The organism is Kitasatospora sp. MAP12-44, assembly GCF_029892095.1.
In the GTDB taxonomy this organism is placed as follows: Bacteria; Actinomycetota; Actinomycetes; order Streptomycetales; family Streptomycetaceae; genus Kitasatospora.
Map to the genome: position 1 here is coordinate 5,253,241 of NZ_JARZAE010000004.1, position 23,513 is coordinate 5,276,753.

A 23,513-nucleotide genomic window follows, 5' to 3' on the forward strand; every position below is an offset into this window, starting at 1 on the left:
GTCGCAGCCGGGGCGCCGTAACCCACGACTCCGGGAGAGTTCGCTCCGCATGCCCACGCGCAATGACATCCGCAATGTAGCCATCGTCGCCCACGTCGACCACGGCAAGACGACCCTGGTTGACGCGATGCTCAAGCAGGCCGGTGCCTTCGCGGCTCACCAGCATCTCGACGACCGCATGATGGACTCGAACGACCTGGAGCGCGAGAAGGGCATCACCATTCTCGCGAAGAACACCGCGGTCAAGTACCACCCGAAGGAGGGTGGCGCGCCGATCACGATCAACATCATCGACACCCCGGGCCACGCCGACTTCGGTGGCGAGGTCGAGCGCGGCCTCTCCATGGTCGACGCGGTCGTCCTCCTGGTCGATGCCTCCGAGGGCCCGCTGCCGCAGACCCGCTTCGTGCTCCGCAAGGCGCTGACGGCCAAGCTGCCGGTCATCCTCTGCATCAACAAGACCGACCGTCCGGACTCCCGGATCGACGAGGTCATCAACGAGACCTACGACCTCTTCCTCGACCTGGACGCCACCGAGGAGCAGATCGAGTTCCCGATCGTCTACGCCTGTGCGCGTGACGGTGTCGCCTCGCTGACCAAGCCCGAGAACGGCACGGTCCCGACCGACAGCGACTCCCTGGAGCCGTTCTTCTCCACGATCCTCTCGGCCGTCCCGGCCCCGGAGTTCGACGAGAACGCCCCGCTGCAGGCGCACGTCACCAACCTGGACGCGGACAACTTCCTCGGCCGTATCGCGCTCTGCCGCGTCGAGCAGGGCGAGCTGCGCAAGGGCCAGCAGGTGGCCTGGATGAAGCGCGACGGCTCGATCCAGCAGGTGAAGATCACCGAGCTGCTGATGACCGAGGCGCTCACCCGCAAGCCCGCCGAGGTGGCCGGCCCCGGCGACATCTGCGCCGTCGCGGGTATCCCCGACATCATGATCGGTGAGACCCTCGCGGACCTCGAGAACCCGATCGCGCTGCCGCTGATCACGGTCGACGAGCCCGCCATCTCGATGGTCATCGGCACCAACACCTCGCCGCTGGTCGGCAAGGGCGGCAAGGGCCACAAGGTCACCGCCCGCATGGTGAAGGACCGCCTGGACCGCGAGCTGATCGGTAACGTCTCGCTGCGCGTGCTGCCGACCGAGCGCCCCGACGCCTGGGAGGTGCAGGGCCGTGGTGAGCTGGCGCTGGCCATCCTGGTCGAGACCATGCGCCGGGAGCTCTTCGAGCTGACCGTCGGCAAGCCGCAGGTGGTCACCAAGGTCATCAACGGCAAGACCCACGAGCCGGTCGAGCGGATGACCATCGACAGCCCCGAGGAGTACCTCGGCGCGATCACCCAGCTGATGGCCGTCCGCAAGGGCCGCATGGAGACCATGACGAACCACGGCTCCGGCTGGGTCCGCATGGAGTTCATCGTCCCGTCGCGTGGCCTGATCGGCTTCCGCACGCAGTTCCTCACGGACACCCGCGGCACCGGCATCGCGCACAGCATCTTCGAGGGCCACGAGCCGTGGTTCGGCGAGCTGCGGATGCGCAACAACGGTTCGCTGGTCGCCGACCGCGCGGGCGTCGTGACCCCGTTCGCGATGATGGGCATCCAGGAGCGCGGCACGCTCTTCGTGGAGCCCACCACCGAGGTGTACGAGGGCATGATCGTCGGCGAGAACTCGCGCCAGGACGACATGGACATCAACATCACCAAGGAGAAGAAGCTCACCAACATGCGTGCGGCTTCCTCCGACACCACCGAGAACCTGGTGCCGCCGCGCAAGCTGTCGCTTGAGCAGTCGCTGGAGTTCTGCCGCGAGGACGAGTGCATCGAGGTCACCCCCGAGACCGTCCGCATCCGCAAGGTCGTGCTGGACCAGAAGGAGCGCGGCCGTACGGCCTCGCGCGCCAAGAAGAACTGACGCTGTTTCTGAAGCCGCCGGTCGGACCCCTCGCGGGTCCGGCCGGCGGTTTTCTGCTGCGGTCCCTCGTCCGGCTTACTTGCGGGTGCGCCGTCGCTGGTCCGGCCTTCTGATGGGGTGTGATGCGACACACACGTCGAGGAGGAACCTTCATGCCGGCAGCAACCCGAGCGCGCTGGGCCGTTATCGCTGCGACATCCGTGGCGCTGGTGGCCACGGGGTGCAGCAGCAGTAGCAGCGGTAGCGGCAGCAGTGCCAGTGGTGGGACGAGCGGCTCGGGCGTCGTCACGGCGTGGTGGGGTGACCCGCAGAACCCGCTGGAGCCGGCCAACACCAACGAGGTCAACGGCGGCGCGGTGCTCAACATGATCTTCACCGGCCTGGTCGTCTACGACCCGAAGACCAGTAAGGCGAGCAACGCCAACGCCGCGTCGATCACCTCGACCGACCAGCAGAACTGGACCGTCAAGCTCAATCCCGGGTGGAAGTTCAGCGACGGCACACCGGTGACCGCCACCAGTTACGTGGACGCCTGGAACTACGGCGCACTGGTCACCAACAAGCAGGTCAACGCCAGCTTCTTCGGCTACATCGACGGCTACAACGACGTGGCGCCGACCACCGGCGCCCCGACGGCCCAGACCATGTCGGGCCTCAAGGTGGTCGACACCAACACCTTCACCGTCGCGCTCAGCCAGAAGTTCTCCACCTGGCCGCAGACCCTCGGCTACTCGGCCTACTACCCGCTGCCGCAGGCCTTCTTCTCCAACCACGCGGCCTACCTCAACAAGCCGATCGGGAACGGCCCGTACCTGATCGACTCGTGGACCCGCAGCCAGAGCATGCAGCTGAAGCCCAATCCGTCGTACAGCGGCAGCATCAAGCCGCAGAACGGCGGCATCAACCTCAAGGTCTACACCGACACCAACGCGGCCTACGCCGACCTGCAGTCGGGCAACCTGGACATCGACAACGGCATCCCGAACTCGGCCCTGAAGACCATCCAGAACGACCTGAACGGCCGGTACCTGAACCAGCCCGCCGGCATCATCCAGACCATCTCGTTCCCGCTGAACCAGCCGCAGTGGAACACCGCCAACGCGAAGCTGGTCCGCCAGGGCATCTCGATGGCGATCGACCGCCCCACCATCACCAAGGTGGTCTTCACCAGCACCCGTACCCCGGCGACCGACTGGACCTCGCCGGTGCTCGGCGAGTCCGGCGGCTACAAGTCGGGACTGTGCGGTGACGCCTGCGTCTACGACCCGGCCAAGGCCAAGGCGCTGATCCAGCAGGGCGGCGGGATCCCCGGCGGCCAGCTGACCATCAGCTACAACGCCGACGGTCCGCACAAGGAGTGGGTCGACGCGACCTGCAACAGCATCAACAACGTGCTGGGCAACACGAGTGCGTGCGTCGGGAAGCCGGTGGGCACCTTCGCGGACTTCCGCAACCAGATCACCAGCAAGCAGATGACCGGCCCCTTCCGGACCGGCTGGCAGATGGACTACCCGCTGATCCAGGACTTCATGCAGCCGGTCTACACGACCGACGGCTCGTCCAACGACTCGCACTACAGCAACCCGCAGTTCGACTCCCTGGTGAGCCAGGCCAACGCGGAGGCCAACCCGGCGCAGTCGGTGACCGACTTCCAGACCGCCGAGAAGATGCTGATCACCGACATGCCGGCGATCCCGCTCTGGTACCAGAACGGCACGGTCGGCTGGTCCTCCAAGGTCAGCAACGTGATGCTCGACCCGTTCAGCGTCCCCGTCTACACCGCTATCACCGTCAAGTAGCCGGCCGCCGCAACCGGTCCCGGCGACCTCGGGTCGCCGGGACCGGCCGCGGTCGTTGCCGACGGCTCAGAGGAGGTTCGTATGGGACGCTACGTCCTCAGACGGCTGCTCCAAATGATCCCGGTCTTCATCGGGACCACCTTCCTGATCTTCGTGATGGTCCACGCTCTGGGCGACCCGGTGAACGCGCTCTTCGGAGACAAGGCACCGGACCCGGCCGTCGCCGCGCAGATCCGCGCGCAGTACAACCTCAACGACCCGCTCTGGCTGCAGTACGTCAAGTACATGGGCAACCTGTTCCGTTGGGACTTCGGGAACACCTTCAGCGGCCAGTCGGTCACGTCGCTGCTGGCCACCGCCTACCCGGCGACACTCAAGCTCACCGCGGTGGCCTTCACCATCGAGGTGATCTTCGGCATCGGCTTCGGCCTGGTCAGCGGCCTGCGCCGGGGCGGGATCTCGGACAACAGCGTGCTGGTGCTCACCCTGGTGGTCATCTCGATCCCCACCTTCGTCACCGGCTACGTGCTGCAGTACCTGGTCGGCGTGAAGTGGGGGATCCTGCCGGCGACCGCCGGTGATCCGCTGACGCTGCAGTCGCTGCTGCTGCCCGGCATCGTGCTGGCCTCGGTCTCGCTCGCCTACGTCGCCCGGCTCACCCGGACCACGGTCGCGGAGAACACCAAGGCCGACTACGTGCGCACCGCCACCGCCAAGGGCCTGCCGCGCCGCCGGGTGGTGATCAACCACCTGCTGCGCAACTCGCTGATCCCGGTCGTCACCTTCCTGGGAACCGACCTCGGGGCGCTGATGGGTGGCGCGCTGGTCACCGAGCGGATCTTCAACATCCACGGCGTGGGCTACTACCTGTACCAGGGGATCGTGCGCCAGAACAGCAACACCGTGGTGGGCTTCGTGACCATCCTGGTCATCGTCTTCCTCGCGGCCAACCTGCTCGTCGACCTGCTCTACGCGGTCCTGGACCCGAGGATCCGTTATGCCTGACCAGGAGAAGTACAACAAGGCCGACCCGCTGTCCGAGGCCGGTACCGGCGAGGAGGAGATGCCCAGCGCGGTGGAGAGCCGGACCATGGACCTCGGCACCATGGAGGGGCAGAGCCTGATCAAGGCCGAGCGGCTGACGGACCACCCGGAGACCCCGCCGGCGGGCGAGGAGCGGGTCGTCGCGCGCAGCCTCTGGCAGGACGCCTGGCGGGACCTGCGCCGCAACCCGATCTTCATCATCTCCGGGGTGCTGATCGTCTTCCTGGTGATCGTGGCGATCTGGCCCACCCTGTTCACCTCGACGGACCCGCTCAAGTGCGACCTGGCGAACTCCCAGAACGGTGCCTCCAGCGGGCACCCGTTCGGCTTCGACAACCAGGGCTGCGACGTCTACGCCCGCACGATCCACGGTGCCCGCGCCTCCATCACGGTCGGCGTCTGCGCCACCGCCGGGGCTGCGCTGACCGGCACCGTGCTGGGCGGCCTGGCCGGCTTCTTCGGCGGCTGGCTCGACTCTGTCGTCTCGCGGATCGCCGACATCTTCTTCGGCATCCCGATCCTGCTCGGCGGGCTGGTCTTCCTCTCGGTGATCCCCAGCCAGTCGATCTGGATCGTGGTGGCCTTCATCATCGTCCTCGGCTGGCCGCAGCTGGCCCGCATCGCCCGCGGCGCCGTCATCACGGCGAAACAGCAGGACTACGTCACGGCGGCCCGAGCACTGGGCGCCGGCAACTCCCGGCTGATGCTGCGGCACATCCTGCCGAACGCCGTCGCGCCGATCATCGTGGTGGCGACCATCGCCCTGGGCACGTACATCTCGCTGGAGGCCACGCTGAGCTTCCTGGGGGTCGGGCTCAAGCCGCCGACGGTCTCCTGGGGCATCGACATCTCCTCGGCCGCGGACACCTTCCGCAACGCGCCGCACATCCTGCTCTACCCGGCCGGGGCGCTCAGCATCACCGTGCTGGCGTTCATCATGCTCGGCGACGCGGTCCGCGACGCTCTCGACCCCAAGCTGCGCTGAGAGAGGTCCCCACCAGCCATGAGTAGCAGCAGCATGAGCAGCACCAGTACGAGCACCCGGGCGGCCGACTCCCGCCAGGAGACGCCCGACAGCCAGGACGCCCCCCTGCTGGAGGTCCGCGGCCTCCATGTGGAGTTCCACACCAGGGAGGGCGTGGCCAAGGCCGTCAACGGGGTCGACTACTCGGTCCCGGGCGGGCGAGACCCTGGCGATCCTGGGCGAGTCGGGCTCCGGCAAGTCGGTCTCCGCACAGGCGGTGATGGGCATCCTGGACACCCCGCCGGCCAAGATCACCGACGGCGAGATCCTCTTCAAGGGCCGTGATCTGCTCACCCTCGGCAAGGAGGAGCGCCGCAAGATCCGCGGCGCGCAGATGGCGATGGTCTTCCAGGATGCGCTCTCCTCGCTGAACCCGGTGCACACCGTCGGCGCGCAGCTCGCCGAGATGTACCGGGTGCACCTCAAACTGAACCGCAAGGACGCCAAGGCCAAGGCGATCGAGATGATGGACCGGGTGCGGATCCCGGCCGCCGCGCAGCGGGTGGGCGACTACCCGCACCAGTTCTCCGGCGGTATGCGCCAGCGCATCATGATCGCCATGGCGCTGGCCCTGGAGCCGGCCCTGATCATCGCCGACGAGCCCACCACCGCCCTGGACGTGACGGTGCAGGCCCAGGTGATGGACCTGCTGGCGGAGCTCCAGGACGAGTACCACATGGGCCTGATCCTGATCACCCACGACCTGGGCGTGGTCGCCGACGTCGCGGACAAGATCGCCGTGATGTACGCCGGACGGATCGTCGAGACCGCCCCCGTCCACGAGCTCTACGCCAGGCCCGCGCACCCGTACACCCGCGGCCTGCTGGACTCGATCCCGCGGCTGGACCAGAAGGGCCAGGAGCTCTACGCGATCAAGGGCCTGCCGCCGAACCTGCTGCGGATCCCGCCGGGCTGCGCCTTCAACCCGCGCTGCCCGCGGGCCCAGGACATCTGCCGGACCTCGGTGCCGCCGCTCTTCGAGGTGACGGACGACGCGGGCACCCCGGCGCCCGGGCGGGCCAGCGCCTGCCACTTCTGGAAGGAGACCCTCCATGACTGACGGCGCCACCGCGCTCAGCGCGGCCGAGCCGGGGGAGGCGGCCTTCACCCAGCCCGTCCGGCACGGCGAGAACATCCTCGAAGTCCGCGACCTGGTCAAGCACTTCCCGTTGACCAAGGGGGTGGTCTTCAAGAAGGTCGTCGGTGCGGTGAAGGCCGTGGACGGGGTCTCCTTCGACCTGGTCAAGGGCGAGACGCTGGGCATCGTGGGGGAGTCGGGCTGTGGGAAGTCCACGCTGGCCAAGGTGCTGATGAACCTGGAGCCGGCGACGGAGGGCTCGGTCCGCTACAAGGGCGAGGAGATCTCCAAGCTCTCGGGTGCGGCCCTGAAGGCGGTTCGGCGCAACATCCAGATGGTGTTCCAGGACCCGTACACCTCGCTCAACCCGCGGATGACGGTCGGCGACATCATCGGAGAGCCGTTCGAGATCCACCCGGAGGTGGCGCCGAAGGGCGACCGCCGCAAGGCCGTTCAGGATCTGCTGGACGTGGTCGGGCTCAACCCCGAGTACATCAACCGCTATCCGCACCAGTTCTCCGGCGGTCAGCGCCAACGCATCGGCATCGCCCGGGGGTTGGCGCTCAAGCCGGAGATCATCATCTGCGACGAGCCGGTCTCCGCGCTGGACGTCTCGGTGCAGGCGCAGGTGGTCAACCTGCTGGAGCAGCTGCAGCGCGACTTCAACCTCTCGTACATGTTCATCGCGCACGACCTGTCGATCGTGCGGCACATCTCCACCCGGGTCGGCGTGATGTACCTCGGCAAGATGGTGGAGATCGGCAGCGATCTGCAGATCTACGAGCACGCCACCCACCCGTACACCCAGGCGCTGCTGTCGGCCGTCCCGCTGCCGGACCCCACGGCGCGCGCGGACCGGGACCGGATCGTGCTGGTGGGCGACGTCCCCTCACCGGCCAACCCGCCCTCCGGCTGCCGCTTCCGCACCCGCTGCTGGAAGGCCCAGGACCGCTGCGCCAGCGAGATCCCGCTGCTGGTGATCCCGCCCTGGCTGGACGGGCTCGCCGCGCACGAGTCGGCTTGTCATTTCGCTGCGGAGCGCGAGATTGGGCAGGGCGCTGCGGAGCGCGAGATCGGGCAGAGCGCTGCGGAGCGCGAGATTGGGCAGAGCGCTGCGGACGAGGGGGACGAGGGGGACGAGGGGGACCAGGGCTGATCAGAAACGACGCAGGGCCCGGAGCGGGTGCTCCGGGCCCTGCGTCACGAGCTGTCGGGATCAGGCCTCGCTGGACCGGGTCGCCGGCACGGTGGCGGCGCGCTTGCTGGCGGCGTCACCGTCCTCCGGGAAGTGGCAGGCGGTGAGGTGACCGGCGTCGTTGCCGCCGATCTGGAGCAGCTGCGGCTCCTCCGTCGCGCACTTCTCCTGCGCCTTCCAGCAGCGGGTGCGGAAGCGGCAGCCGGACGGCGGGTTGAGCGGCGACGGGACGTCACCGGTCAGCCGGATGCGCTCGACGGAGGTGTTGTCCGGGTCGGCGTCGGGAGCGGCCGAGAGCAGCGCGTGGGTGTACGGGTGGCGGGGACGCGTGTAGAGCGCGTCCCGCTCCGCGATCTCCACGATCTTGCCCAGGTACATCACCGCGACGCGCTGCGAGAAGTGCCGGACGATCGAGAGGTCGTGCGCGATGAAGACGAACGCGATGCCCAGGTCGCGCTGCAGGCCCTGGAGCAGGTTGACGACCTGCGCCTGGATCGACACGTCGAGCGCGGAGACCGGCTCGTCCGCGATGATCAGCTTCGGGTTGAGCGCGAGCGCCCGGGCCACGCCGATGCGCTGGCGCTGGCCGCCGGAGAACTCGTGCGGGAAGCGGTTGAAGTGCTCCGGGTTGAGACCGACGATCTCCAGGAGCTCCTTGACCCGCGCGGTGCGACCGCCGGCCGGCTCGATGTTGTTGATCTCCATCGGACCGGCGATGATCGTGCCGACCGTGTGCCGCGGGTTCAGCGACGAGTACGGGTCCTGGAAGATCATCTGGATCTCGGACCGGATCGGCGCGAGCTCCTTGCGGGTGGCGTGCGTGATGTCCTGGCCGTCGTATTTCACCGACCCGCCGGTGGGCTCGAGCAGGCGGGTGAGCAGTCGGCCGGTGGTCGACTTGCCACAGCCGGACTCGCCGACCAGGCCCAGGCTCTCGCCTTCCTGGACGTTGAAGGTCACACCGTCAACGGCCTGGACGGCGCCGATCTGGCGCTTGAACGGGAAACCACCCATCACGGGGAAGTGCTTGGTGAGGCCGTTGACCTCCAGCAGGGTCTTGCCGGAGGAGGGGGCGGCCGCGGCCGGCTCGGTCAGAGTCTGCTTTGCGCTCATGGGATTTCCTTGGCTCCTTTACCGAGGCTCAGCTGCTCAGCCGGGGCAGGATCTGCTCGGTGAGGATGGACTGCTTCTGCGCGGGCGTGAGGTGGCAGGCGGAGAGGTGGCCGTTGGCCAGCTCCAGCGGCGGCCGCTCGGTGACGCACTTGTCGTCGCCGACCAGCTCACGGTACGTGCAACGGGGGTGGAACGCGCAGCCCGTCGGCGGGTTGAGCAGCGACGGCGGGGTGCCCGGGATCGGGTCCAGCGGCACGTCGACGGAGCTGTTGATGCGCGGGATGGAGCTCAGCAGGCCCCAGCCGTAGGGGTGCTGCGAGGTCTTCAGCACCTCGCGCATGGTGCCGCGCTCGACCGCCCGACCCGCGTACATCACCAGGACGTCGTCGGCGATCTCGCGGATCACGCCGAGGTCGTGGGTGATGAAGACGATCGAGGTGCCGCTCTCCTGCTGGAGGTCCTTGAGCAGGTCGACGATCTGGGCCTGCACGGTCACGTCGAGCGCGGTGGTCGGCTCGTCGGCGATCAGCAGCTTGGGGTCGCAGACCAGGGCCATGGCGATCATCGCGCGCTGGCGCATACCGCCGGAGAACTGGTGCGGGAAGTCGTCGACGCGGGTCTGCGGCTGCGGGATGCCCACCCGGCGCAGCATCTCGATCGCGCGCTCGCGGCCTTCCTTCTTGTTCGCCCCCGTGTGCTTCATGAACGGCTCGGCGATCTGCCGGCCGATCGTGTAGTACGGCGAGAGCGCGGCGAGCGCGTCCTGGAAGATCATCGCCATCTTGTTGCCGCGGAGCTTCTCGAGCTCGCTCTGCGTGGCGGTGAGGAGCTCCTTGCCCTCGAGGAGCACCGAGCCCTCGATGGTGGTGTTCTTCGGGTTGTGCAGACCCATGACGGCAAGGTTGGACACCGACTTGCCGGAGCCCGACTCGCCGACGATGCCCAGGGTCTTGCCCTGCTCGAGGTCGAAGGTCAGGTTGTTGACGGCGTTGACGATGCCGTCCTCGGTGCGGAAGCGGACGCGCAGGTCGCGCACCGAGAGGAAGGCGTTGCCGGCCTGGGGTGCGTCGACGGCCTCGGACTTGGTGAGGGTGCTCACGGTCGGGTCTCCTCGGGGGCGGGGTGGTACGGAACAGTCACGAGCCGGACGGAGGTCATCCGAGCCGGACCCGGGGGTCGAGGAGAGCGTAAGCGGCGTCGACGATGATGTTGAAGAACAGGATGGCCAGCGAGCTGAAGATCAGGACGCCCAGCTCAAGGTAGAGGTCGGCCTGGTTGACCGCCTGCACCGCGAGGTAGCCGAGGCCGTGCACACCGAAGGTGTACTCGGTGATGATCGCGCCGGAGAAGACGGCACCCAGGTCGAGACCGAAGATCGTGATGATCGGGGCCATCGCGCCGCGCAGCGCGTAGCGCCACCAGACGTAGCTGTTGGCCATGCCCTTGGCACGGGCCGCCCGGATGTGGTCCTCCGAGAGCTGCTCCAGCATCAGGGAGCGGACCTGGCGGGTGTAGTTCGACCAGAAGATCACCGACATGACCGTCCAGGGGAGGATCATCCCCACGAAGCAGCCCCACGGGTCCTGGGTGAACGGCACGTAGGCGGGCTGGGGCAGCCAGTGCAGGTTCCAGACGAAGAGCGCCATCGCCAGCGGGCCGATGAAGTAGATCTGGGTGGACTGGCCGATCAGCGAGATCGAGCTGGCCGCCTTGTCGATGAACGAGCCCTGCTTCCAGGCGGAGATCATGCCCAGGCCGACACCGATGGTCAGGAAGCACGCGGCGCCGCCGATGGCGAGCACGAAGGTGGCCGGGTAGTTGGCCGAGATCCGGTCCCAGACGAACTGCTGGCTGTTGTACGAGTAGCCGAAGCAGGGGGCCGCGCAGTGGCCGATGGCACCGAAGTCCTGGCCGACGAAGAGTCCGCTGAAGTAGTGCCAGAACTGCTCGATGATCGGCTGGTTCAGGTGCATGTTCTCGCGGATCTGCGCGAGCAGCTGCGGGGAGCAGCCCTTCGAGCAGGACAGCTGCGCCGGGTCCACGGGCAGTGAGAAGAACGCGAAGTAGGTAAGTGCGATCAGCAGGACCATGATGACCGCAGCGCCGAGCGCCCGGCGGATGAGAAATCGGAGCATGGGATGAGCTCTTCCGAGAGAGGGCGCCCTAGGCGGCCACGTCGTGGAGAGTGCGACCCCCGGGTTGCGGGTGGTCGGCACGTGGCCCGGGCAGGGCCACCTGACGGTGGCCCTGCCCGGGGGAGCGGGCCCGGAGGCCTGCTCCGGATCCGGTGCTTACTTGATGTAGACGTTCGACAGGTCGACCGAGCCCAGGACGGCGTTGTAACCGACACCGCCGAGACCGGCGCCGTAGACCTGGAAGAACTTGTCGTACGCGTACGGGATCATCGGGACGTCGTTGGCCAGGATCTTGTCGGCCAGGGCCATCCACGCGGCGGACGCCTGCTTGACGTCCGTGATCCCGTTGATGCGGTCCATCTCGGCGTTGCTGGCGGCGCTGTTGTAGTGCGAGTAGTTCGTCGCACCGTCACTGATGGTGCGGCCGTCCAGGGTCGGCGGGATGACCGTCGAGGCGACCGGCCAGTCGGCGCCCCAGCCGGAGCGGTACAGGTCGAAGCCGTTGTCGGGCTTGCCGATCTGGGTGTAGTAGCTGGTCGGGTCCAGCTCCTTGCGCTCGACCTGGAAGCCGGCCTGGTTCAGCTGGTCCTGGATCGCGGCGGTCACGGTCTGCCAGTGCGGGGTGTTCGCGTAGGCGAGAACGATCTTGTAGTTCAGCTTGCCGGCCGCGGTCAGCATGGCCTTGGCCTTGGCGATGTCACCGTTCGGCGTGGCCTTGAGGCCCAGCGGGTCGGTGTTCTGCCAGCCGGCGACGGTCGGGCTGATCAGGTTGCCGGCCGGGTCGCCGACGGCCGAGCCGCCGAGCAGCTTGTTCACCGTGGCGCTCGGGAACGCCATGGCCAGCGCCTTACGGACGTTGACGTCGGTGACCCGGGTGTTGTTGATGTCGAAGGTGTCGACGTACGGCTGGTACTGGCTGATCGTGCGGCTCGCGTACTGCGGGTCGCTCTGGATCGTCTTGATGTCCGCCGTGTCCGCGGGCTGCGCCAGGGTCAGCGCGTCCTTGTCGTTGCCCGAACCGGCCATCAGGCGCTGGGTCAGGAGCGATGCGTCGATGCCGAGCTCGAACGACCAGGTGTCCACGTTCGCGGAGCGGATCGGGTCGGTGCTCGGGTCCCACATGGGGTTGCGCTCAAGGACGAGCGACTTGTCGGGCTCGTACGACTTGATCTTGTAGGGACCAATCGAGACCGGGTGGTTGTTGTACTTCTCGGCGTCGTCCTTCGACCGCTCGATGGCCGTGATGTTCGGCATCGAGACCGCGTACGGGGTGTCCGCGTGCGGGCTCTGGAAGTGGAAGACGATGGTCTGCGCGTCGGGGGTGCCGATGACGCTGTCCGGCAGCTCACCTGCGGCCGGACCGGCGTAGACCTTGCGGTAGTTCTGGCCGGAGAGCCAGGTCTGGATGTAGGTCGGGCCCTGGGTCTGGTACGTCGTGTACAGGCGCTCGACCGCGTACTTGACGTCCTTCGAGGTGATCGGCGTGCCGTCCTCGAACTTGAGGCCCTTCTTGAGGGTGTAGGTCCAGGTCTTGCCGCCGTCGGCCTGGGTACCGGTGTCGGTGGCCATGTCGCCGACCAGGATGGTCTTGTTGGTCGTCGGGTCGACCTTGTAGCCGGTCAGCTGACGGCTGTAGAGGGTACCGACGGTCTGGTAGGTGTTGACGTACTGCTGGCTCGGGTCCAGGTAGTCGAAGCCGGACGGCTCGATGTCGTACGCCGTGCCGCCCTTCTTGGCACCGGTAACGCCCTTGGCCGGGCCGGTCGAGTCGGCGGCGGTGCCGAGACCGAAGTTCTGCACCTCGGCGGTGGCGGTCTTGCCGGATCCACCACTGGTTGCGCTACCCCCGCCACAGGCGGTCAGCGTCAGTGCGCTGACGGCCACGAGCGCCGGCATGAGGGCTGCCTTGCGAATTCTCATTGGTTCCTACCTGTCACTGGTCATCTGGACTGGCCAGCGCGGACCGGCGGGGCGGCACTGCCCCGGGGTGGCCGGACTGGGGTAGAGCGGGGGTTGTACAGCGGTGCCTGGGATGGTGCGGCTCAGCGAATGGTCTTCGGGTCGAGCGCGTCCCGGATGGCGTCCCCGAACAGGCTGAACGCGACGGAGAAGACCATCAGCGAAAGGCCGGGGAAGAGCAGGTAGGTCAGGTCGTTCTGGTAGTTGCGCACCGAGTCGAGGAACATCAGGCCCCAGTCGGGCGTGGGCTCGACCATGCCGACACCCAGGTACGAGAGGCCGGCCTCGGCCGTCACCATCGCGGGCAGCAGCAGCGTCACCTGGACCAGCATCGTGGTCGCCAGGTTCGGCATGAGCTCCTTGAAGATGATCCGCCAGGAGGAGGCACCGGCGATCTTCGCGGCCTCGATGTACTCGCGCTCACGCAGGCTCAGCGCGAGACCGCGCAGCAGACGGGAGGTGGCCATCCAGCCCAGGACCGTCTGCACCAGCACGATCGCGATGATCCGGATGTGGATCGGGGTCTCCTGGTCCGCCGGCACGAACATGTTCAGCACGATCGGCGTGAAGGCGATGAAGAACAGCTGGCTCGGCAGGCCGAGCAGCAGGTCCGAGAAGCGCCCGACGAAGTAGTCGAAGCGGCCGCCCAGGTAGCCCTGCGCCACGCCGATCGAGATGCCCAGGATGCTGGACACGATCGTCACGATGAGGCCGATGCCCAGCGAGGTGCGGATGCCGTAGATCAGCTTGATGAAGATGTCGTACCCGTTGTTCGGCGTGAGGCCGAACCAGTGCTGGGCGTTCATCCCGTAGCCGGGGCCGATCGGCACGCCGTAGTCGTCGAGCAGTGACGGGTTGCGCAGCCCGTAGGGGATGAAGGGCGACTGGCCGTACAGCGCGCTGATCACCGGGGCGAAGATGGCGATCAGGAAGAAGAAGATCACGATACCGGCGCAGAGCACACCGATGCGGTTGCGCTTGAAGCGGCTCCAGGCAATCTGGCCCGGGGTGCGCCCAAGGAACTCGCCCGGCTTGTTGCCGGTGAGGTCCGTAGCGGACGCGACGAGGACCGGGTCGGTCTCTGTCGTGTCCTCAGTTGGCGTCGTCATGGTGCGAAAGCTCCCGCCGGTGGTCTGTGCAGCAGCAACGATGAAAGAAGTTGGTCGAACGGACTCTCGCAACTCGTTTATCGAACGTCAAGAGTTTCTGAGTGCCTGGGCGGGCAGTTTTGGCTTCGTTCTGGAATGTCCACCAGGTTGTAGCTTTCAGCTACTTGACAAGCAGTGAGTAAGACGCCACAAAACGGACATCTTCCGACAAACCTCGTTCATGAGTTCGTAACGAGGGCTTAGTAACACCGGTATGTGAACGCGACACTCCGCGCCTCGGGAGGTCGACGCGCGTAGATCCAGGTGTCTAATATGCCCGGTTTGAGTGGATTACCCGCCGGTTTTCAGCGTCCGGTTATCGGACGGATTTGGCGGGATACCGCCATCGGCGACTATTCGTCAGCCTTTCAAGTGCCCCCCGGAATCCGTCCGGAGTGGTGCTGCCCAGACCCGCTGTCAGTTACACGCCACTGGCGGGAAGTCGCCGGGAAACACATCGGGGCCCCGGAGAGAGATGAACTCCGGGGCCCCGATGAAGGATTTTTGACATGTCACGAGCGGAACTTGAAGGTGCGCTCCGCATCGCTGTTCTTGTCGTACACGGAAGCGATTCCGTCGGCGACATCCTGCGCGGTGATCGGGGCCAGCGTGCCGTCGCTCTTACGGAACTTCAGCTTGTCGAAGACGCCGCCAAGGGCGGTGTTCAGCTGGTCCAGGTCCCACTTGGGGCCGATGGCGCCGGTGGCGTCCGGGGCCAGCGTCAGCACCTTGCTGGCGATCGACCGGGTGAAGACGAACCGCTTGGTGCCGGCGATGACCGTCACCTTCGCGCTGACGATCTGCTGGCCGAGACCGTCCGCCGCCGCCTGCAGGGCCTGCGGGGACGCCTTCGGCTGAGCGGCCGTCACGGCGAGGGCGATCGGCGGGTCGTTCTTGCCGGCGGCCCGGTCCAGATAGCTCTGCTGGACCTGGTTGACGGCTGCCCCGCCGTCCGCCACCTGGCCGGCCACGCCGGGAACCACGCTCGGGTCGCCCGGGTCGTTGAACTGGACGTAGCCCTCCTTGAGCCCCTGCGTGGACTGCGCCGCGAGCAGGTCCAGCGCGACCTTGAGCTTGGCCTGGTCCACGCTGACCTTCGGCGGCACGGCCTTGCTGCCGCCGGCGAGCGAGCCGATCACGTCGAGCGGGTTGTAGCTGTGCTGGGTCAGGCTGTCCACGGTGGCGGTGGTGTCGAAGCTCAGACCGGCGGTGGCCGGGTCGAGGCTGAGCGTCTGGGTGCCGATCGTGAGCTTGATCGGCTGCTGGCCGATCTTGCCGACCGTCGCGTCCAGCTGATGGATCGCCTGGTCGCGGGTATCGCCGCCGATGTTGGTGCCGAGGACGGTGATGCCGCGCGGGACGTCGGCCTGGTTGAGCATCAGGCCGGTTCCATAGGCCGCGGAGCCCACGAAGAGCGCGCCGCCGACGGCGTAGACCAGCAGCTTCTGGGAGCGCGGGCGGGGCTTGGGCTTGCTGCTCGCGGCAGGCTTGGGCGCGGCCGGGGCCGGGGCGGCGGGGTCAGGCCCTGCGGGTGCCTCGGGCCTGGCGGGGCTGGCGGGCCCGCCACGGAGCGGGCCGGGCGGCGTGGCGGGCCCGGGACCGGCGTGGCGCGGGGCGCCCTGGGCGGTGCCGTACTGGCCCGCGACGGGCAGTCCAGGTATGGCGCCGGCCGGGAGTTCGTCACCGATCGGGCGGAATCCGCCGATCTGGGTGTCCTCGGGGTCGCCGGACTGCCCGGTGGCGAAGCGGCCCTCGGGGGACCGGCCGCCGGGGAAACCGCCCTCGGGCAGGCCGCTCTCGGTGAAGGCGGAGCGCACCGGCGGGATGGGGCCGGTCGGCGGGAACGGTTCGGAGCGCGGGGACTGCTCGCCCCGCGGGAACGGCTCGCCCTGCGGGAACTGCCCGGTCGGCGGGAACGGTTCGGAGCGCGGGAACGGCTCGGCCGGCGGCTGCGAGCGGGCGAACCGACCGGGCGCGCCCGGTCCCTGGGGTCGGCGCGGCGCCGGACCGCCGGGGCCTGCACCGGGGCCTGCACCTGCGCCGGGGCCGGTGCCGGTGCCGTACGGGTCCGGCGTGGGCATCGGCGCGGGCGCCTCGCCGGAGCGCGCGAAGGGATCGCGGGGTGTGAAGGGGTCCCGCTGCGCCCGAGCCGCGAACGGGTCCGCCGGGCCGGCCGCGTACGGATCGGCCGGGTAGCCGCCCTGCGGCGCGCCGGACTGCTGCCCCTCGGCGCGGTGGCGGTTCTGGGTCGCGCCCGGCTGCTGCGTGCTGCCACCCGCGAACGGCGAGGCCGGCGCGCCGGTCGGCCGCGCGGTGGGGATCTGCTGGGTGCTCTCCGCGGAGAACTGCGGCGCGGGCGTCGGCTGCCAGCGGTCGCCGGACTCGTACGGCGAGCCCGCGGCCAGCCCGGACGCCGCCGGGGCCGGTGCCGGCGCCTGCGGCTGAGCCTGAGTCTGAGCCGGGTGCGCGGCCGGGGCGGGCGCGGGGGCCGGCGCCGGTGCGGCCGCGGCGGCCGGCTCGGGGCCGGTTCTTCTGCCGGGGCCGGAACCACTCGCCGGTCGAATCCGACTCGCTGGTCTCCGGCGCGCTCGGCGGCGTCTGCCACTCGGGCGGCAGGTTCGGCGGCGCGCCGGCGCGGCCACCGGCCTCCATCACTCCGAGCACCGGCGAGGCGGGCGCGCCGGAGCGGTGCCGCGGACCTGCCGGTCCTGGCTGCTCGGCGGGGCCGGCCTGCGACTCCTCCGGCTTGACGGTGCTGCGCATCACGACCGGCGGGATCGGGCGCGAGCCGGGGATGTTGATCGAGATCCGGGTGGTCAGCGTGGTCTCGGTCTTCGGGACCTCGGGTTCCGCCGCCCCCGCGGCGCCATGGAAGGTGTCACCTCCCGTGCCGGGCGCGCCGGTGCCGAAGCCGTTCGCGACCCCCGGAGTGCCGTAGGGCGGCGTGCCCGACGGGTAGGCGTCGGGGCCCTCCCCCGGCCGCCGACTGGGGGAGCCCCCGCGGCGGGGCGGCTGGAAGGGGTTGTCAGATTCGCGGCTGCTCAATGCTGCTCTGCTCCGGATTCGCGGTCGCGGCGGTCAAGCCACAGGCCGCGGGTTGCTGGGGCGTCCGTCCGGCCGTGCGGCCCGTCCGACGATGCTGCGGCACCACCATACTGGGAACAACCGAATGGGGAACCGCTTCCCTTAGAAGGTGATACGTCCGGTTCCTCACCGACGACACTACGGGCGGGTGGCCCTGACTGCCCGTCGTGCGAGGACAGTCGGACGTGTGGTCAGTCCCGCTGCTTGGGGATGCCGAAGGCGAACGGCGAGCGGGTCGGCAGGGTGGTGCAGATCACCCCGCTGACCAGGCCGATCAGCAGGTAGGCGTACGCGTTGAAGCCCGCCGCCAGGATGAAGTCCCCCTCGGGTCGGGGAGCCATCAGCACCATCAGCATCACGAACCAGCCGGCCAGCGGGACGCCCGCGCCGAGCTTGGTGCCGGTCAGCCGCAGGCCGCCGTAGAAGACCGCGACGTTCGCTAGCAGAGCGAGCAGCAGTCCCCAGGGACTCCACAGGGTCTGCACGAAACACCCGCACAGTGACACCACCGCGCCGAGCGGGAAGAGCACCAGGTAGCCGGTGATCCGGGCGCGCCGGGACGGCAGCGGCTCGGCCAGCCGCTGCGCGCGGGTGCCCAGCGGGGCGTGCAGCAGGGTGCGCAGCGTACTGAGCGCGGACGTGCTCATCGAGCCTCGTTTCCAGCGGACGGGATGCCGGCGAACAGGTCGCTCTCCGGGCGCTCGGTGCCGCCCTCGCCCCGGACCAGTTCGTAGTACTCGACGGCCGACAGCGGCTGCCACAGGCTGTTGCTGAGCGCGAAGAACGAGCCCGAGACGGTGAGCTGGGTGGCGTGCGCGGCCATCGCGGCGGCCTTGCGGTCGGCGTACTTCGTGCAGTCCAGCACGGTGGTGATCCGCTCGTCGTCGACCACCCCGGGGACGTCCGAGGGCTCGGCGGCCGCCGGGTAGCAGGCGGCGGCCTCCTCCAGGCCGACCAGCAGGGCCGAGCGCGACATCCGGCTCCAGTAGACCTTGACGATCTGCCAGGCCGGGCCCAGCTCGGGCCGGAAGGCCGGATCGGCGGCGAGCTCCAGGGCCCGCATCGCGACCCGGTGCGCCTGGATGTGGTCCGGGTGCCCGTAGCCGCCGTTCTCGTCGTAGCTGACCAGGACCTGCGGCCGGGTCTCCCGGATGACGGCGACCAGGTGGCCGGCCGCCTCGTCCGGGTCGGCCTGCCAGAAGCAGTCCGGGCGGTCGTTCTCGGGCACGCCCATCATCCCGGAGTCGCGGTAGCGCCCGGCGCCGCCGAGGAAGCGGAAGTCGCTCACGCCGACTTCCCGCATCGCGGCGGTCAGCTCGCCGATCCGGAAGTCGCCCAGCGTGTCCTCGCGATCCGCCGTCAGGTGGGCCAGCTCGGGCGGGATCACCTCGCCGCCCTCGCCGAGGGTGCAGGTCACCAGCGTGACCTGGGCACCCTCGGCCGCGTAACGGGCCATCGTCGCGCCGTTCACGATCGACTCGTCATCCGGATGGGCGTGCACCAGCAGCAGGCGGCGCTCGGGGGCAGCAGCGGTCATGGGGAGCAGCGTAACCACTGCGGGGAAGGTCAGAGCTTCAGGCCATTGATCATCCCGGCAAGGTTGCTGGTCACTTCGGTGATGGACGGCGCGATGGAGCTGGAGGCGAGATAGAACCCCAGCAGGCCGCAGACGATCGCGTGGGCCAACTTGAGGCCGGACCGGCGGATCAGCACCACCACGATGACCAGCATCAGCATCGCTGCGGAGATGGACAGGGCCATGACGGCTCACACCCCTCTCGGGTGCGCCACCCGGTGCGGGTGACGGTCGGGACCGTGGGACAGGCAGCGAACCGGACAGACCTCGTCCGCATCGCTGATCTAGGAATACCCGATCAGTGAGGATTGCATTACTTTCAGTGAGCCCGGAAGTGTCGGAGCACCGGGGCATTCGGGGGCGCATGCCCCGGTCGGAGGGGGTGCGGGGGGCCGTTCGGACCAGTTCTCGGGCGTACGCCGAAAGAGTGAGCAGCGACACGTCGAGGCCGTAGGGTTCGATGCCATGACCACTGAAGCCGCCGCCTCGTCCCCCACGGACACCTTCCCCCGGCAGTACGCGCGGACCCTGCGCTACACCGTCGGCATGCCCCGCTCCTTCGCGGTGGCGCCCGACGGCTCGCGGGTCGTCTTCCTGCGCTCGCGGTCCGGCACCGACCGGGCGAACCTGCTCTGGACGCTCGACCCGGCCACCGGCCAGGAGCGGATCGCCGCCGATCCGCAGGCCCTGCTCGGCGGCGGCGAGGAGGACCTCTCGCCGGCCGAGCGGGCTCGCCGCGAGCGCAGCCGCGAGGGTTCCGCGGGCATCGTCGGCTACGGCCTGGACGCTGCCGGCGCGCTGGCCGCCTTCGCGCTCTCCGGCCGGCTCTTCGCCGCGGACCTCACCGCCGTCGGCACCGTCCGCGAACTGCCCGCCGCCGGGCCGCTGGTGGACCCGCGCCCCGCCCCGGACGGCCGGCACATCGCCTACCCGACCACCTCGGGCGAGCTGCGCGTGGTCGCCGCGGACGGCACCGGCGACCGCGCGCTCGCCGAGCCGGAGAGCGCCGGGGTGACCTGGGGCCAGGCCGAGTTCATCGCCCAGGAGGAGATGAGCCGGGACCGCGGCTTCTGGTGGTCCCCCGACAGCGACCGCCTGCTGGCCGCCCGCGCCGACGACGCGCCCGTGCAGCGCTGGTGGATCGCCGACCCGGCCAACCCGGCCACCGTCCCCGCCGAGGTCGCCTACCCCGCCGCCGGCACGCCCAACGCCGACGTCACCCTCTGGGTGCTCGGCCTGGACGGCTCGCGCGTCGAGGCCCGCTGGGACCGCGCGGCCTTCCCCTACCTGGCCCGGGTGCACTGGTCGGCCGGCGGCCCGCCGCTGCTGCTGGTGCAGGCCCGCGACCAGCGAAGCCAGCTGCTGCTGACGCTGGACAGCGCGTCGGGCGAGACCAGCACGCTGGTCGCCGAGCAGGACGCCGCCTGGCTCGAGCTGTTCAGCGGTGCGCCCGCCTGGACGCCGGACGGCCGGCTGGTGCGGATCAGCGACGAGCCCGGCCACCGCGCCCTGCTGGTCGGCGACCTGCGGCTGACCGACGACACCCTGCACCTGCGCGCGGTGCTCTCGATCGACGCGGACTCGGTGCTCTTCACGGCCGCGCCCGGCGAGGGCGACAGCGCGACCGCGCCGGGCCTGGTCGGCCTCTACCGCGCGGCCCTGGACGGCTCCGAGACGGTGCTGCTGCGCCGGGCCGGCGCGCTGGACGCCGTCCGCGGCGGCGGTCTGACGCTGCTCGCCAGCTCCGCTCCGGACCGCCCGGGCCGGCGGGCCGAGCTGCTGCGCGGCGAGGAGCAGCTCGCGGTCGTCACCTCGTACGCCCAGACGCCGGTGCTGACCACCCGTCCGGAGTTCCGGCTGGCCGGCGCCCGGCGGATCCCGTGCGCGGTGATCCTGCCGACGGGCTACGACCGCGAGCGGGACGGGGCGCTGCCGGTCCTGATGGACCCGTACGGCGGGCCGCACGGCCAGCAGGTGGTGCAGGCGCACAACGCCAACCTGCCCTCGCAGTGGTTCGCCGACCAGGGCTTCGCCGTGGTGGTCGCGGACGGGCGCGGCACCCCCGGTCGCAGCCCGGCGTGGGAGAAGGCGATCGCCTTCGACTTCGCCGACGTCACCCTGGACGACCAGGTCGAGGCGCTGCACGCGCTGGCCGAGGAGTTCCCGCTGGACCTCGGCAAGGTCGCCATCCGCGGCTGGTCGTACGGCGGCTACCTCTCCGCGCTCGCGGTGCTGCGCCGCCCGGACGTCTTCCACGCCGCGGTGGCCGGCGCGCCGGTGACGGACTGGCAGCTCTACGACACGCACTACACCGAGCGCTACCTAGGCCACCCCGCCGAGCGGCCCGAGGTGTACCAGGCCAACTCGCTGATCGCGGACGCGCCCAAGCTGGAGCGCCCGCTGATGATCATCCACGGGCTGGCCGACGACAACGTGGTGGCCGCGCACACCCTGCGGCTGTCGTCCGCCCTGCTCGCGGCCGGCCGCCCGCACACCGTGCTGCCGCTCTCGGGGGTCACCCACATGACGCCGCAGGAGCAGGTCGCGGAGAACCTGCTGCTGCTCCAGGTGGACTTTCTGAAGGCCTCGCTCGGCCTCTGACCTGCACGGACGGTGGCCCGGTCCGCTGCGGGGACTGGGCCACCGCCATGACATCCGTCATAGCCGACGCACGACTGCGCACACTGCCGACCGCCCCCCGCGCCGCGGGATTCTTGAGCCCTCAGAACGGGTGCGAGAGGGGAACGGGCGGATGAGCGGCGAAGAGGTTGCGGCCTTCAGGCAGGTGAGCAAGAGCTACGGGCGGGTCAGGGCGGTGAACGGCCTCGACCTGGTGCTGCGTCCCGGGGAGACCGTTGCTCTGCTCGGCCCCAACGGCGCGGGCAAGTCCAGCAGCCTCGACCTGCTGCTCGGGCTGCGCGAGCCCGACGAGGGCAGCGTGACGCTCTTCGGCGGCGCGCCGCGGGCGGCCATCGCGGCCGGGCGGGTCGGCGCGATGCTGCAGAGCGGCGGGCTGATGACCGATGTGAAGGTCCGTGAACTGGTCACGCTGGCCTGCGAGGTGCACCCGCGCGGCCACCGGCCCGCGGACGTGCTGTGCGACGCGGCGATCGAGGAGATCGCCGATCGCCGGGTCGACAAGCTCTCCGGCGGCCAGGAGCAGCGGGTCCGCTTCGCGCTGGCCGTCGCCGGGGCGAACGACCTGATCGTGCTGGACGAGCCGACCACCGGGATGGACGTCTCGGTCCGCCGGCAGTTCTGGGCCTCGATGCGCCGCCAGGCGGACGCCGGACGCACCGTCCTGTTCGCCACCCACTATCTGGAGGAGGCGGACTCCATCGCCGACCGGGTGCTCGTGCTGCACCGCGGTCGGCTGATCGCGGACGGCTCGTCGGCCGAGATCAAGGCGAAGGCCGGCGCCCGCCGGATCAGCTTCGAACTGCACGTCGGGGACGGCCCGTTCGAGGAGTCGACGCTGCGCGCCCTGCCCGGGCTCGTGGCGCTGGAGGTCGGCGGCCACACCGCGGGGGTGCGGACGGTGCGGATCCGCAGCACGGACGCGGACGCCGACGTCGCGGCCGTCTACCGGGCCGGGCTCTACCCGCGCGGCCTGGAGGTCAGCAGCCTGGGCCTGGAGCAGGCCTTTCTGACCATCACCGGAGAGAGCGACGCCGAGGACGCCGAGGACGGCGTGCTGGAGACCGAGGAGAGCGTGCGATGACCACCCTGATCAAGCTGGAGATCCTGCGCACCCTGCGCAACAAGCGCTATCTGTTCTTCACGATCCTGTACCCCGCGCTGATGTACTACTTCTTCGTCAGCGTCTACCACGGCGGGTCGGTGGCGGGCGGGGTCAGTGCCAAGTCGTACTTCATGGTCTCGATGGCCACCTTCGGCGCCGTCGGCGCGGTGCTCACCGGCAGCGCGCAGCGCATCTCGCTGGAGCGCAAGAGCGGTTGGGTGCGCCAGCTGCGGCTGACCGCGCTGCCCGGGCGGGCGTACACGGTGGCCAAGATCGCCTCCTGCGCGGCGACCACGCTGCCCGCGATCCTGGTGGTCTTCGCGCTCGGCGCGGCCGAGGGCGTACGGCTGGGCGCCGGGCAGTGGCTCGGTCTGCTGGCGGTGCTCTGGCTGGGCAGCTTCGTCTTCGCGGCGCTCGGGGTGGCGCTGGGCTACGCGGCCGAGCCGAGTGCGGTGCAGCCGATCGTGATGATCGTCTACATGCTGATGGCCGCCTTCGGCGGGACCTGGTACCCGATCAGCGGCTCGATGAAGAGCTTCGCCCGCTTCAACCCGGTGTACCTCTACAACCAGTTGGCCGGCTTCATCCACCCCGGCAACGCGCTGGACACCGCCGCTGCGGCCGGGCTGGCCGGGTTCCTGGTGGTCTTCGTCGCGGCGGCGGCCTTCCTGTACCGCAAGGACACCCAGCAGGCATGA

The 23,513-nt window shown here is 69.5% G+C and carries 18 protein-coding genes and 1 pseudogene; 10 read left to right on the forward strand and 9 right to left on the reverse strand.

What is annotated here, in order from left to right; translation table 11 throughout:
• The first annotated feature begins 49 nt into the window (after positions 1–49).
• From typA to P3T34_RS24375, 6 genes and pseudogenes are all read left to right on the forward strand, one after another.
• The gene (gene typA, locus P3T34_RS24350; RefSeq protein WP_280668170.1) at positions 50–1,918 is read left to right on the forward strand and encodes a translational GTPase TypA; all 1,869 of its coding nucleotides are present in this window, start codon (positions 50–52) and stop codon (positions 1,916–1,918) included.
• Between the two features lie 152 nt (positions 1,919–2,070).
• The gene (locus P3T34_RS24355) at positions 2,071–3,717 is read left to right on the forward strand and encodes an ABC transporter substrate-binding protein (RefSeq protein ID WP_280668171.1); all 1,647 of its coding nucleotides are present in this window, start codon (positions 2,071–2,073) and stop codon (positions 3,715–3,717) included.
• An 81-nt stretch (positions 3,718–3,798) separates the two neighbouring features.
• Positions 3,799–4,722 carry an ABC transporter permease gene (locus tag P3T34_RS24360; RefSeq protein WP_280668172.1) on the forward strand — a complete coding sequence of 308 codons (924 nt, stop codon included), beginning with the start codon at positions 3,799–3,801 and terminating at the stop codon, positions 4,720–4,722.
• Positions 4,715–5,746, forward strand: coding sequence for an ABC transporter permease (locus tag P3T34_RS24365; RefSeq protein ID WP_280668173.1), 1,032 nt, complete (start codon positions 4,715–4,717; stop codon positions 5,744–5,746). The genes P3T34_RS24360 and P3T34_RS24365 overlap by 8 nt, the downstream gene beginning before the upstream one ends.
• A gap of 102 nt (positions 5,747–5,848) precedes the next feature.
• Positions 5,849–6,845 (forward strand): annotated as a pseudogene (locus P3T34_RS24370) (ABC transporter ATP-binding protein); the annotation flags it as partial.
• Positions 6,838–8,019, forward strand: coding sequence for a dipeptide ABC transporter ATP-binding protein (locus tag P3T34_RS24375; RefSeq protein WP_280668174.1), 1,182 nt, complete (start codon positions 6,838–6,840; stop codon positions 8,017–8,019). The pseudogene P3T34_RS24370 and the gene P3T34_RS24375, both read left to right, overlap by 8 nt.
• Positions 8,020–8,079: 60 nt before the next feature.
• On the opposite strand, the gene P3T34_RS24380 is transcribed toward P3T34_RS24375, so the two are convergent.
• From P3T34_RS24380 to P3T34_RS24405, 6 genes are all read right to left on the reverse strand, one after another.
• Entirely contained in the window at positions 8,080–9,171 is a 1,092-nt protein-coding gene (locus P3T34_RS24380; RefSeq protein WP_280668175.1) for a dipeptide ABC transporter ATP-binding protein, read from the reverse strand.
• Positions 9,172–9,199: 28 nt separating this feature from the next.
• A complete protein-coding gene (locus P3T34_RS24385; protein WP_280668176.1) occupies positions 9,200–10,270 on the reverse strand; it encodes an ABC transporter ATP-binding protein in 1,071 nt (356 codons plus the stop codon).
• A gap of 55 nt (positions 10,271–10,325) precedes the next feature.
• On the reverse strand, positions 10,326–11,306 hold the full coding sequence (locus P3T34_RS24390) for an ABC transporter permease (protein WP_280668177.1): 981 nt from the start codon (positions 11,304–11,306) through the stop codon (positions 10,326–10,328).
• A 156-nt stretch (positions 11,307–11,462) separates the two neighbouring features.
• A complete protein-coding gene (locus tag P3T34_RS24395) occupies positions 11,463–13,202 on the reverse strand; it encodes an ABC transporter substrate-binding protein (protein ID WP_280668178.1) in 1,740 nt (579 codons plus the stop codon).
• Between the two features lie 146 nt (positions 13,203–13,348).
• Positions 13,349–14,374 (reverse strand): ABC transporter permease, encoded by a 1,026-nt coding sequence (locus P3T34_RS24400; RefSeq protein WP_280668179.1) that lies wholly within the window; start codon positions 14,372–14,374, stop codon positions 13,349–13,351.
• A 551-nt stretch (positions 14,375–14,925) separates the two neighbouring features.
• A complete protein-coding gene (locus P3T34_RS24405; protein ID WP_280668180.1) occupies positions 14,926–17,055 on the reverse strand; it encodes a hypothetical protein in 2,130 nt (709 codons plus the stop codon).
• Positions 17,056–17,159: 104 nt separating this feature from the next.
• Between P3T34_RS24405 and P3T34_RS24410 the strand changes: the two genes are divergently transcribed.
• A complete protein-coding gene (locus P3T34_RS24410) occupies positions 17,160–17,351 on the forward strand; it encodes a hypothetical protein (RefSeq protein ID WP_280668181.1) in 192 nt (63 codons plus the stop codon).
• A 337-nt stretch (positions 17,352–17,688) separates the two neighbouring features.
• Here P3T34_RS24410 and P3T34_RS24415 read toward each other — a convergent pair whose 3' ends face one another.
• Genes P3T34_RS24415 through P3T34_RS24425 form a run of 3 tightly spaced genes read right to left on the reverse strand, consistent with a single transcriptional unit; the run spans position 17,689 to position 19,258 of the window.
• Complete coding sequence (locus tag P3T34_RS24415) at positions 17,689–18,144, reverse strand: DUF6113 family protein (protein ID WP_280668182.1); 456 nt, start codon at positions 18,142–18,144, stop codon at positions 17,689–17,691.
• The gene (gene mshB, locus P3T34_RS24420) at positions 18,141–19,034 is read right to left on the reverse strand and encodes an N-acetyl-1-D-myo-inositol-2-amino-2-deoxy-alpha-D-glucopyranoside deacetylase (protein ID WP_280668183.1); all 894 of its coding nucleotides are present in this window, start codon (positions 19,032–19,034) and stop codon (positions 18,141–18,143) included. Before mshB ends, P3T34_RS24415 begins: the two co-directional genes overlap by 4 nt.
• Before the next feature lie 29 nt (positions 19,035–19,063).
• A complete protein-coding gene (locus P3T34_RS24425) occupies positions 19,064–19,258 on the reverse strand; it encodes a DUF2304 family protein (protein WP_280668184.1) in 195 nt (64 codons plus the stop codon).
• 280 nt (positions 19,259–19,538) lie between these two features.
• Between P3T34_RS24425 and P3T34_RS24430 the strand changes: the two genes are divergently transcribed.
• The 3 genes from P3T34_RS24430 (at position 19,539) to P3T34_RS24440 (ending at position 23,513) form a co-directional block, all read left to right on the forward strand.
• The gene (locus P3T34_RS24430) at positions 19,539–21,674 is read left to right on the forward strand and encodes an alpha/beta fold hydrolase (RefSeq protein WP_280668185.1); all 2,136 of its coding nucleotides are present in this window, start codon (positions 19,539–19,541) and stop codon (positions 21,672–21,674) included.
• A gap of 151 nt (positions 21,675–21,825) precedes the next feature.
• The gene (locus P3T34_RS24435; protein ID WP_280668186.1) at positions 21,826–22,794 is read left to right on the forward strand and encodes an ABC transporter ATP-binding protein; all 969 of its coding nucleotides are present in this window, start codon (positions 21,826–21,828) and stop codon (positions 22,792–22,794) included.
• Positions 22,791–23,513, forward strand: a complete 723-nt coding sequence (locus P3T34_RS24440) for an ABC transporter permease (protein WP_280668187.1) — start codon at positions 22,791–22,793, stop codon at positions 23,511–23,513. Before P3T34_RS24435 ends, P3T34_RS24440 begins: the two co-directional genes overlap by 4 nt.